The sequence below is a fragment of the Lentilactobacillus dabitei genome (assembly GCF_019061365.1).
Lineage (GTDB): Bacteria > Bacillota > Bacilli > Lactobacillales > Lactobacillaceae > Lentilactobacillus > Lentilactobacillus dabitei.
The window spans coordinates 8759-19337 of sequence record NZ_JAHPPD010000056.1 but is presented as its reverse complement, the minus strand read 5'-3'; the positions used below and the strand labels follow the sequence as shown (position 1 = coordinate 19337).

The 10579-nt window shown below is 44.2% G+C and carries 9 protein-coding genes and 1 pseudogene; 5 read left to right on the top strand and 5 right to left on the bottom strand.

Annotated elements, in window-relative coordinates; all coding sequences use genetic code 11:
* Positions 1–139 precede the first annotated feature (139 nt).
* Positions 140–931, bottom strand: coding sequence for a YhfC family intramembrane metalloprotease (locus tag KTE19_RS09250; protein WP_217342134.1), 792 nt, complete (start codon positions 929–931; stop codon positions 140–142).
* 280 nt (positions 932–1211) lie between these two features.
* Between KTE19_RS09250 and KTE19_RS09245 the strand changes: the two genes are divergently transcribed.
* Positions 1212–1925, top strand: coding sequence for a MerR family transcriptional regulator (locus KTE19_RS09245; protein WP_217342133.1), 714 nt, complete (start codon positions 1212–1214; stop codon positions 1923–1925).
* Positions 1926–2161: 236 nt separating this feature from the next.
* Here KTE19_RS09245 and KTE19_RS09240 read toward each other — a convergent pair whose 3' ends face one another.
* On the bottom strand, positions 2162–3025 hold the full coding sequence (locus KTE19_RS09240; protein WP_217342132.1) for a fructosamine kinase family protein: 864 nt from the start codon (positions 3023–3025) through the stop codon (positions 2162–2164).
* 140 nt (positions 3026–3165) lie between these two features.
* Between KTE19_RS09240 and KTE19_RS09235 the strand changes: the two genes are divergently transcribed.
* The 3 genes and pseudogenes from KTE19_RS09235 (at position 3166) to nadC (ending at position 6507) form a co-directional block, all read left to right on the top strand.
* Positions 3166–4359, top strand: a complete 1194-nt coding sequence (locus tag KTE19_RS09235) for an oxidoreductase (RefSeq protein ID WP_217342131.1) — start codon at positions 3166–3168, stop codon at positions 4357–4359.
* Between the two features lie 126 nt (positions 4360–4485).
* Positions 4486–5671: pseudogene (locus KTE19_RS09230) on the top strand (MFS transporter).
* The gene (gene nadC / locus KTE19_RS09225; RefSeq protein WP_217342130.1) at positions 5668–6507 is read left to right on the top strand and encodes a carboxylating nicotinate-nucleotide diphosphorylase; all 840 of its coding nucleotides are present in this window, start codon (positions 5668–5670) and stop codon (positions 6505–6507) included. Before KTE19_RS09230 ends, nadC begins: the two are co-directional and overlap by 4 nt.
* 112 nt (positions 6508–6619) lie before the next feature.
* On the opposite strand, the gene KTE19_RS09220 is transcribed toward nadC, so the two are convergent.
* Positions 6620–7303, bottom strand: a complete 684-nt coding sequence (locus KTE19_RS09220) for a GTP pyrophosphokinase (RefSeq protein ID WP_217342129.1) — start codon at positions 7301–7303, stop codon at positions 6620–6622.
* 122 nt (positions 7304–7425) lie between these two features.
* Here KTE19_RS09220 and KTE19_RS09215 point away from each other — a divergent pair, with 122 nt between their 5' ends.
* Positions 7426–8814 (top strand): flavocytochrome c, encoded by a 1389-nt coding sequence (locus tag KTE19_RS09215; protein ID WP_217342128.1) that lies wholly within the window; start codon positions 7426–7428, stop codon positions 8812–8814.
* A 201-nt stretch (positions 8815–9015) separates the two neighbouring features.
* Here the strand turns inward: KTE19_RS09215 and KTE19_RS09210 are convergent, their stop codons facing one another.
* Together KTE19_RS09210 and KTE19_RS09205 are read right to left on the bottom strand one after the other, a co-directional pair.
* Complete coding sequence (locus tag KTE19_RS09210; protein ID WP_217342127.1) at positions 9016–9933, bottom strand: aldo/keto reductase; 918 nt, start codon at positions 9931–9933, stop codon at positions 9016–9018.
* 126 nt (positions 9934–10059) lie between these two features.
* Positions 10060–10539: a Dps family protein gene (locus KTE19_RS09205; RefSeq protein ID WP_217164825.1), complete on the bottom strand. Its 480-nt coding sequence runs from the start codon at positions 10537–10539 to the stop codon at positions 10060–10062.
* Positions 10540–10579 lie beyond the last annotated feature (40 nt).

The following is a 10579-nucleotide window of genomic DNA, read 5'->3' as shown; positions in this document are numbered from 1 at the left end:
CCCCTGTAGAATACAGGAATCAAGCCATGGTAGCTTAAATCAATATCTAAACTTGTCTAACTTTTCTGTTGCACTTCACTTGAGTTTTCTTGGAATGGGTGCCTTTCTTTATTAATATTTAAACCATAATCCGCTGATTTTATGCCTTTTGGGCGGTGAAATGAAGTCCCATCCTATGAGCGTACCAATAGACAAACCAACCAAGCAAAATAGTCAAAATAATGGTTAGGATGAGGGTTACTGACGTACTGGAAATTAAATTTGTTTGGTGCATTGCAGCTGGGATATCAACAGCAGCATGAAGACAGATCGCTAAAGGATAGAGCCAAAACTTAGCGGCGTGGTTGACCGCAATCCAAACTAAGACTGATAATGATAAGTGAATCCACAACGCGAACAGCCGCTCAATGATCGCTGCAGAAATTAACCAGCTGGTATTGGAAGTCAGTGAGTGAACCAAACAGTTGGGAATTGCCGCTAAAATCTTTGGGTTGTGGGCATTGATACCAGTACTGATGATCAGGTAGTTAACCATACTCATCGCCCCAACGAGGATCATTTCAATGCCGCCGTGACCAATTCCGTATGAAATGGCTGTTTGCAACCCGGTAACCTTTTTCTTCAGATATAAGAAGCCAACCAGCCGCCCAGTTTCCTCGAATATCCCGGCAGCCAAAATCCCGTAAATAACGAAAAGCCAGGGATGAGCGCTGGCCAACGTCATTGTGCCGTTGGGGTTGGGATGAAGGACAGCCAGGTTGAGCGTCTTTTCAAAAATTTGGCTGAAAATAATGAAGACTAAGACACCAATCCACATCGGCAAGGCTTTAAACTGCCAGCGCTTCCGGCAGTATAAAAAGATTACGATTGGTAAGATAATCAATAAAATTAATGCAAATGCCATGTACCATAGATCAAATGTTGGGACCATTATAGATCGCCTCGCTTACTTAATTTTTGGATGTCAATAATCGAATAGTCAAATTTCAAGAGCTGGATGAATGTCACGCTTGGCTAATGATCAACTATTATCGTAATATAAATATTTGGTGATTCATAGCAATCGATCATTGCAATTGAGAATTATACCAGCCAAGTTTCCGATTGGTTTGCCTTTGGTTTGCGATTAGTTTTCGAAATTAAAAAATTTGATTTTGGGGTTGCTCATGACGTCGCGTGATGACGTATAAAAGAATCAGGAGGTGAAAACGATGTCGACATACACAACGGGAGAATTTGCAAAGTTAGGTGGCGTCTCAGTTCGGACGATTCAGTATTATGATCAAAAAGGGATTTTAAATCCGACCACGATTTCTGATGGTGGCCGCCGATTGTATACTGATAAGGAACTCAAAACGCTACGATTAATCTTACTGCTCAAGTCGATGGGCTTGCAGTTAGCGACAATTAAAGGGGTCTTGTCAGAGGAAAATACCAACCAGGTGCTCTCACTGCTGTTAGCGCAACAAGAACAACAGCTCAAACATGACCAAACTGTCGTTGCTGACCAACTGAAAACAATTAAGCAGGTTCAAGATAGTCTCTCCGACTTGGCACTGATCTCTCAACAAGATTTGGCCGGCATCGAAAATATGATGGCAAGTCAACCTAAACTGAAACGACTTCATAAGACCTTGTTATTTTGGGGCCTCATAATAGACGTCATTGAAATTGGGGCGATTGGAATCGGACTATTTGCGGGGAACTGGCTACCAGCACTTATTGGGCTGCCAGTGATTATCATCATCGCAAGCTGGCTGGTTCGTCTTTATTATCAGAGTGCCCGCTATATCTGTCCAAATTGTCACGAGACATTCCAACCTAGTCGCCTGGACTTCTTTTTTGCAAAACATACGGCCAAAACGCGCAAATTGACCTGTACTCATTGTGGGTATCACGGCTATTGTGTGGAAACGTATCGATAAACCTGATATCTGGTTGATTCTCAATGCTGTTTCAAATATATAAGCCGGTCATCTAAACATTCAAAATTAGAATGTTTAAATGACCGGCTTATAATTTGTGGACTTAGATTTTCTTGTTTCTAACAATTTATTTTCAAAACTGAAAGTACGAATGTTGCCTGTGTAGACGAATAGTTTCAATAAGTAGAAAAGCTTTTTTGGATTGTTCACCTGCGTTTGGGAGGGGTGAGCCATTATTAAACCCTTGCATTTTCCAAAATTTGGTTCATCGCCGCATCAGCACCACTTTTGTACATTGATCCAAATTTATTAGTATGAACCATCAGATAATAGAGCCGGTAAAAATTAAGGCGCTGATTAGCCCCGGGATCTAGTGGGTAGGCGGCGTTATAAGCGGCGTAAAAGTCGGCATCAAAACCACCAAAGACCGTGGTGATTCCCAAATCGAATTCGCGATCGCCGTAAAATGCGGCTGGATCGATCAGAGCGGGCTGACCATCTGCGAGGAACATGTAGTTGCCGCCCCAAAGGTCACCGTGTAGCAGCGAAGGTTCACTTTGGTGCTCAGCTAGAGCAGCCAAAATGACTTGACGCACTTGTTGATATTTATCGTCGTCACGCTGGGTCCATAGATGCTTATCGAGGACCATTTGGCGTAATTTGTCGAGACGGCGATTGACAAACAGGTCGCTCCAGGAATCTGTCCAGCTGTTATCGAAGCTCTCATCATTGCTGACGTAGCCAAGATCGTAACCAAACTGGCCATTCTTGCTGTGAACATGATGGAGTTTTGCGACTAGCTCGCCCAAGTCTGTCTGACTGCCCTGACCTTGTTCCAAGTAGTTGAGGAGCAGGTAGGCATCGCCATCAATTTGACCATTGACTAATACTCTTGGGGCTAAAATGTCATTTTTTTCGAAGTCTTTTAAGCCGGCAATTTCGCCAGCGTAAAAAGTTGCCGGTTGGTGTGGTTGGGTTAACAAGAAGTAAGTTTCATCGCCTGCTTCAAGCCGGTACGCATTGTTAACGTCACCGCCGCCAACTCGAACCAGTTTCGTAATATTTGAAATCGGTAATTGTGATAACCATTGTTTATCCATTCATTCATCACCTCTGGCTACATTGTAGTTGATTGATCCGAGTTTCGTAAATGGGTAGCTGGTAAATTGGATTGAATCCACTATTTTTTCGGGGTAAGATTGATTCAACTAATCAAGCACTGAATAGAAAGGAGTTCCCAATGAGTTACCTACAAATTGCGAAGCCACTGCGGCTGCCAAGTGGAATCAACGTTAAGAATCGATTTTTTAAGTCGGCGATGAGTGAAACAATGGCTGGCGAAGGTGGTCAGCCTACCAAAGCGATTGCCAGTTTATACCATCAGTGGGCGCTCGGTGGGGCTGGGATTGTTGTGACCGGAAATGTCATGGTTGATCGCAAAGCAATGGCTGAACCTGGAAATGTGGTTGTCGATGACCAAACCGATCGGACAGCCCTAAGTCGTTGGGCTGAGGCAGGAAGGGCGAACGGCACCCAGTTATGGCTCCAGCTTAACCATCCCGGGCGCCAATCACCCCGGATTTTCTCAGAACAACCCGTTTCCCCTAGCCCGATTCGGGTGACTGGACCCAACCGACCGTATTTCTATGAGCCACGAGAATTGCGTACCGCTGAAGTTCGCAAAATCATCGCTCAATATATCCATGCGGCGGAAATTGCTCAGTTAGCGGGCTTCACCGGTGTTCAGCTCCACGGGGCGTTTGGTTATTTAATTACCCAGTTTCTCTCTAAAAACACAAACCAGCGGACCGACGAATATGGCGGGACCCTCGCAAACCGAATGCGCTTTTTAATCGAGATTTACCAAGGGATCCGTGAGAGTTGCGGTGTGCGCTTTCCGATTAGTCTTAAATTGAGTCTAACCGATCTTAGCCTAAATGGGTTCACCGAAGATGAGATGACAGCTGTTATTCAGAAAATGAGCGATCTTGGAATTGACCTAATTGAAATTGTCGGTGATAACTACGAAAATTCTGAACTGGGTTTTTCCGGGTATGCCCATATGATCCATCAACTGGTCGATGTGCCAATCGTCATTAGTGGTGGCTTTAAGAATATTTCAACGATGGAAGAAGCTTTGGGGCGCAAAGATACTGATATGATTGGCATTTGCACGGCGACAGTGGTTGCTACTGATCTGCCCAACCGGATTCTCCATGACCGTTATCAACCAGTTACGGTTGGGTTTACCACTGGCAATAAGCGGCTGGATGCCAAGTATAAGTCGCTCATGATTACCAGTTATTGTGAGCAGCAAGCTAGAAGAATCGCATCCGGCAAGCCAGTTCAGCTTTACACTAATGGGTGGCGGACAATTGTTGCTTGCGTCAGAATGCACGGGAAGAAAGGGCTAATTCCAAGACGACCGGTGTAAGGAGATTGGCATATCTTCTTGAACTTTTTAACTGAAAGGGGTATTCTCTTTTTAAAGTAAATTGTACTTTAATTTCGCTTAAATAAAAGTGGAATTTACTTTTAAGCAAGAAAGGAGTTTACCATTATGGATCATGTGAATCAAAGATCAACATCCTTTACCTTCCTGATTATTGGAACGGCTTGGATGTTTGATGCCATGGACGTTGGTTTGCTGTCGTTTATTATGTCAATCGTTCATAAAGAATGGCTGTTGACTAATTCTCAAACTGGCCTAATTAGTTCAATTAGTACGGTGGGAATGATTTGCGGTGGCTTCTATTTCGGTAGCCTGGCAGATCGAATTGGCCGGAAGAATACATTGATCATCACGCTGTTGACTTTTTCGATTGGGAATTTAGTGCTTGCGGCTGCACCCGGATTTTATCTATTTTTAGCTATTCGATTTGTTGTTGGGATGGGCCTTGGTGGTGAATTACCAGTTGCCGCCACTTATATTGCGGATATTTATCGGGGGACTAAGCGCTCCCAGATGCTGATTTTAGCCGACAGTTTTTGGGCAGTTGGCTGGTTAGTGGCTTCGTTTTTGTCGTTGCTGTTTGCACCGGTATTGGGGTGGCGCGGGATCTTGGTCCTAACTGCCTTAGCCGGATTATTTGCACTGGTGCTCAGACGGCATATTCACGAAACTCACGTAGTACCCTAAGCAGTCGCATGAATGGCGAGCGACTGTTAAAGCGGAGTTTAAGCCTTGGACGCTCACATTGTGGCTGGCTTGGTTTATGGTGATGTTTAGTTACTACGGGATGTTTATGTGGCTGCCGAGTATTTTAGTGGACAAGGGATACGGGATCGTTAACAGCTTTGGATATGCAACAATCATTGTTGTGGCGCAATTGCCGGGTTACTTCTGCGCTTCTTGGCTGGCTAAACGAATGAAAGTGAAGTATGTCTTTTCGATTTACATGCTGGGAACTGCTGTCGGGGCAATTATGTTTGGTCAGTCGACCACCGCGGTAATGATTGTGATTGCCGGTTGTATTTTGTCATTCTTTAACCTTGGCGCATATGGTGCCATTATTGCACTGACGCCGGATCTTTATGAAAGTACAATCCGGGGAACCATGACCGGAATTGCTCAAGGAATTGGTCGAATTGGGGCAATTATCGGACCATTACTCGTTGGCATTTTGATGGATCACCAAATTGGTGTCAATATTGTTTTCCTGATTTTTATGGTTTCACTGGTGATTGGGGCAATTGCGGTGTTAAGCCTACCAGTTTCCGCAGCTAAAGAAGGCGATCAGCGATGAATAACATTCTGCTGAAAGAGAAGATTGCGGAATTTCTCAAAGAAGATATTACTTTTGGTGATCTAAGTCTTGAATACTTTGATGGTTCAAAGGTCATCAACGGTTCTTTTATCGCCAAACAAGCTGGGATTGTTTGCGGTCAAATGATTCCTCAACGCACCTATGACTTGCTTGGCAAAGCAAGCTACACCCCGCTGGTTAAAGATGGTGATTCGGTAACTAAGGGAATGGTAATCGGTAAAGTTGAAGGTCAAGCAGCAACCCTTTTAACCGGGGAACGGGTGATTTTAAATTTGATGCAGCGAATGAGTGGGATTGCCACCAAAACTGCTGATGTCGTTAAACGCTTAGATGACGCGACAATCAAAGTAACTGATACCCGCAAAACGGCCCCTGGTTTGCGACTGTTTGACAAGTACGCTGTTTCGACCGGTGGTGGCTTCAATCATAGGTTTGATTTAACGGGTGCGGTTATGCTAAAAGATAATCATATTGCTTTGGCTGGCGGGGTGAAAGAAGCTTTGACCATTGCTCATAAGAACGTTGGACCGCTAACCCCAATTGAAATTGAAGTGGAAACCAAAGCAGAACTAATTACTGCGATTGAAGCCGGTGCCGATGTGATTATGTTTGACAACCAATCACCGGAAACCATTAAAGAATGGCGGCAGCTGGTTCCTGATTCAATCAAGATCGAAGCCTCTGGTGGCATAACTGAAGAAACCATTAGCCATTTTAAGGGCTGTGGCGCTGATTATATTTCGATTGGAAACTTAACTAATGACGTGTCACCACTTGATATTAGTTTTTTGGTGGCTGGGGCGATTAAAAAATAGTATAGACTGGGATCAGCCATTTGTCGCAGCTTTTATCCAAGCTGTTACGGTCATCTGAGTGAATGATCATCGATTGAAAATGAATATATGTCCTGTCCTCTTTCGATGATCATCATTTTAAATCTCTGAAAATTTTCTGCATCCGACTTTCAATATCGTAAAGTTCACCGGCATATTTCTGCAGACTAGTGGTGTGCTTGGCGACTTTATCGGCTGGGACATTAGTTTTATAACGCAGTTTGTGTTCCAGACTTGCCCACATATCCATACCAATTGTGCGAATTTGGACTTCCACCGGTACATCAAAAACACCATTGGACTGGAAAACGGGAACGGAAACCACAATGTGCAAACTTCGATAACCACTTGGCTTGGGATCTTGGATGTAGTCTTTACGTTTGAGCAACGTAACGTCTGATTGCCGGACAAGCGCATCTTCAACCTTATAAATATCCTCGATGTAGTTGGTGACCACCCGGATCCCAGCAATGTCGTGGATGTTTTTGTCGATGCTTTCAATCGTTAGCGGATAGCCCTTCTTCTGAACTTTTCGCAGCATACTGTTAATACTTTTCATTCGTTCTTCCATGTGGTGAATTGGATTGTGGTCGTAATTCACTGAATACTCATCATCTAGATTCTCAAGCTTGGTGCCAATTTCATTTGCACCAGCATGGCGAAGCTGGTAGATGGTGATTAGGCCTTTGAAGTCGCCAATTTGATCCTTTAATCCAGATCGATTCAATTCTCTGGTAATTTGTCTGACATTTGGAAAATTATTGCGTTCAAGTATCATGTCGTCACCTCATTAATTTCTAATACATTGATTATACATCTTCCAATTGGTAGCACTTTAGAATAATATGATTATGTAACCACTTTCGAAATACGCTTAATAACTTAGATTGGAGAACTCATATGGCCACCAAATTCGTCTTTGAACCAACCAATATTAATCAATTAAAATCAGCATACGATATCATCATCATCGGGTCCGGAAGCGCCGGATTGACCGCTGCTTTTGAAGCTCACAAATTGGGCAAAAATCCTGTCGTTTTAGAAAAGATGCCAACGCTGGGTGGCGATACTAAACGTGCTTCCTCAGGAATGAACGCGGCTGAAACCTTCGTTCAAAAAGAACATGGCATCAAGGACAGTATTCAGAACTTTTATGATGAAACGTTTGTCGGCGGTGGCAAAACCAATGACCAGGATCTGCTCAAATACTTTACGGCAAATGGCGCTGATGCCATTAAGTGGCTGGCTGATGAAGGCATCAAGCTTGATGACTTAACGACAACCGGTGGGATGAGTGTTCCCCGGGCACATCGGCCAAGTTCCACCGCGCCAGTTGGGGCTTTTTTGGTAAGTGGCCTATTGAAACGGATTGCGGACGAGCAGATTCCAGTCTTTACCGGTGTGACCGTAACGAAATTGAATGAGGCTGATGGCCGAATCAGTGGCGTGACGATTACGACTGAAAATGGTGAGGCTACCATTAATGCTCCCGCGGTTATTCTCGCTACCGGTGGTTATGGAGCGAGTCCCAAATTGCTTAAGAAGTATCGGCCTGATTTGGTGAAGTATAAGACAACCAATCAACCCGGCAATACTGGTGATGGGATCTATTTGGCTGAACAGGTTGGCGCCAAATTGGTGGATATGGATCAAGTCCAGGTGCACCCCACAGTTCAGCAGGACACGGATCACGTTTATTTGATCGGTGAAACTGTTCGGGGTGAAGGGGCGATTCTGGTCAATCATGCCGGCCAAAGGTTCGTAGATGAGCTGACGACTCGTGATAGAGTGACCGCGGCCATCAATCAACTTGACGAGGGCGGGGCCTACCTCATTTTTGATCAGGGGATTCGTGATCGGGTAAAGGCAATTGATTTTTATGACCACGTGGGATTGGTAAAGTCGGGCGAAACGCTGGCTGAGCTTGCAGCCACGACTGGTCTGCAGCCAGATAATCTGAAAAAAACAGTTTCGGATTGGAATAAAGCCGTCATCAGCAAGCAGGATTCCAAGTTTGGCCGGACAACTGGGATGAATCGGGAAATTGATCACGGACCCTATTTTTCAATTCACATTGCGCCGGCAGTTCATTACACCATGGGTGGGGTTAAAGCCACCCCGCAAACTCAAGTTGTGAACAGTGACGGCAATATCATCGGGGGATTATTTGCAGCCGGTGAAGTGGTTGGCGGGCTCCATGGTAATAATCGAATTGGCGGTAATTCAATTGCTGAAACCGTGGTATTTGGGCTACAAGCGGGTCGGCAAGCGGCAAAATATATTAAATAGGCTAAGAGGCTGGGGCATATGTTGATTCCCAATCAGTAACCATCATTTGGATCATCACCGATACTCAGATAAAAGCTGCGACAAACGGCTGATCCCAGAATTTAACAAAAAAACCAGTTATTCCAACATCAGGAACAACTGGTTTTTCTCGTTAAATTCTGGGATCAAAACGCCTATTCCCAGTCTGCATAATGATGCAGTTTAAAACTGGTCAAATAAATGATTGATCTGATCAAATTCGTAACCAGATAATTCGATCCCCAGTGCTTTGGCATTACTGTGAACTTGATCGGCAACCCGAGCTCCTGGGATAACAACACTAATATCGGGATCGGTGATGTACCAAGCTAAAATAATTTGAGCAACCGTTGCGTTGTGCTTGCCAGCAATTTCCTTGACGGTGTCTAAAGCGTCCATGATTGATGTGTACTGATCAGGGGTGAACTGGTTAAATTCATTTTGATCATTTCGTGTATATTTTCCCGTCAACAATCCCATTGCAAGCGGTAAATAAGGGACAAATGAGATGTCGTGTTCCTTTAAATAAGGAAACAGGTTTCTTTCGGCATTTCGGTGAACCAGGCTGTAATTGTCTTCGACGACATCGACTTGATCGTCTTCATTGGCTTCCTTTATTTGGTCAAGCGAAAAATTCGAAACCCCGATGGCTTTGATCTTGCCAGCCTTCTTTTCTTCAACCAAGGCGTTAACTGCTTCGGCCTTTGGGGTGGTCGTGTCGGGAAAATGGATATAGAAAATATCGATGTAGTCGGTCTTTAAGCGTTTTAAAGCATCATCGACTGATTGCTTTAAAAATTTGGGATCGTTGTTTGGCTGTAAATGATTATTGGGGTCTTGAGCAGCCTTTGATGCAATGACAAATTGAGATCGGTCATAATCTTGAATGACATTGCCAATGATTTCCTCGGAGCGACCCAAGCCGTACATGTAGGCGGTATCCAATAAGCCAATGCCATCGTCTAAAGCGGCTTTGACAACGGCAGCCCCATCTTCATCCTTTAGACCGTCAAATAAGTTGTGGCCGCCGACTTTATTGGTGCCAAGTCCAAGTGGGGTACTGGTGACCTGACTGCTGCCGATTTTTACTGTTCCTGTCATTTGAAAATCCTCCTTAATTAGTTGCTATGATTAGTTTAATCCAAAACAAATAGCTGGAACAATAATTGCACCAGCCATTTATGATTGAACTTGAACATCTTTGTGGTCGCTAGTCCTTAAATTGGGTTATTCGTCATATGGACCTTTTCCCAGATAAGCATTAATCATCCAGATGTTTTTATCGACTGCTTCCTTAAACCCGTTTAGCATATCCTGGGTTGGGAAGTCTTTTTCTTCATCCGTTACTTCGATTCCCTTTTGATATTGATCACGCAGGTATTTGAACTGGTCCGACAGCCGCTGCATGAAATCACGCATTGTTAATTGATCCCAGGTGACTTTTTCGTCTGGCAACCCTGTATTCTCGATAAATTCATGAGTGGTTGAGTACGGTGAGCCATTGATTGCAATCAACCGCTCAGCAACATTGTCCAATTGATCAGCCAACTGGTCAGAATAATCATCCATCAAGGGATGTAGTCTGAAGAAGTTCTCCCCACGCATGTACCAGTGAGTTTGCTGGACATTGGTCATTAGTTGGCTAATGTCGGCAACCAATTGGTTTAACTGTGCCCGGGTCTTTGGAAAATCATATTGTTCGGTCATGAAATTACCTCCTAAAAAATAAGTGAGCGGAGCAAAGCGT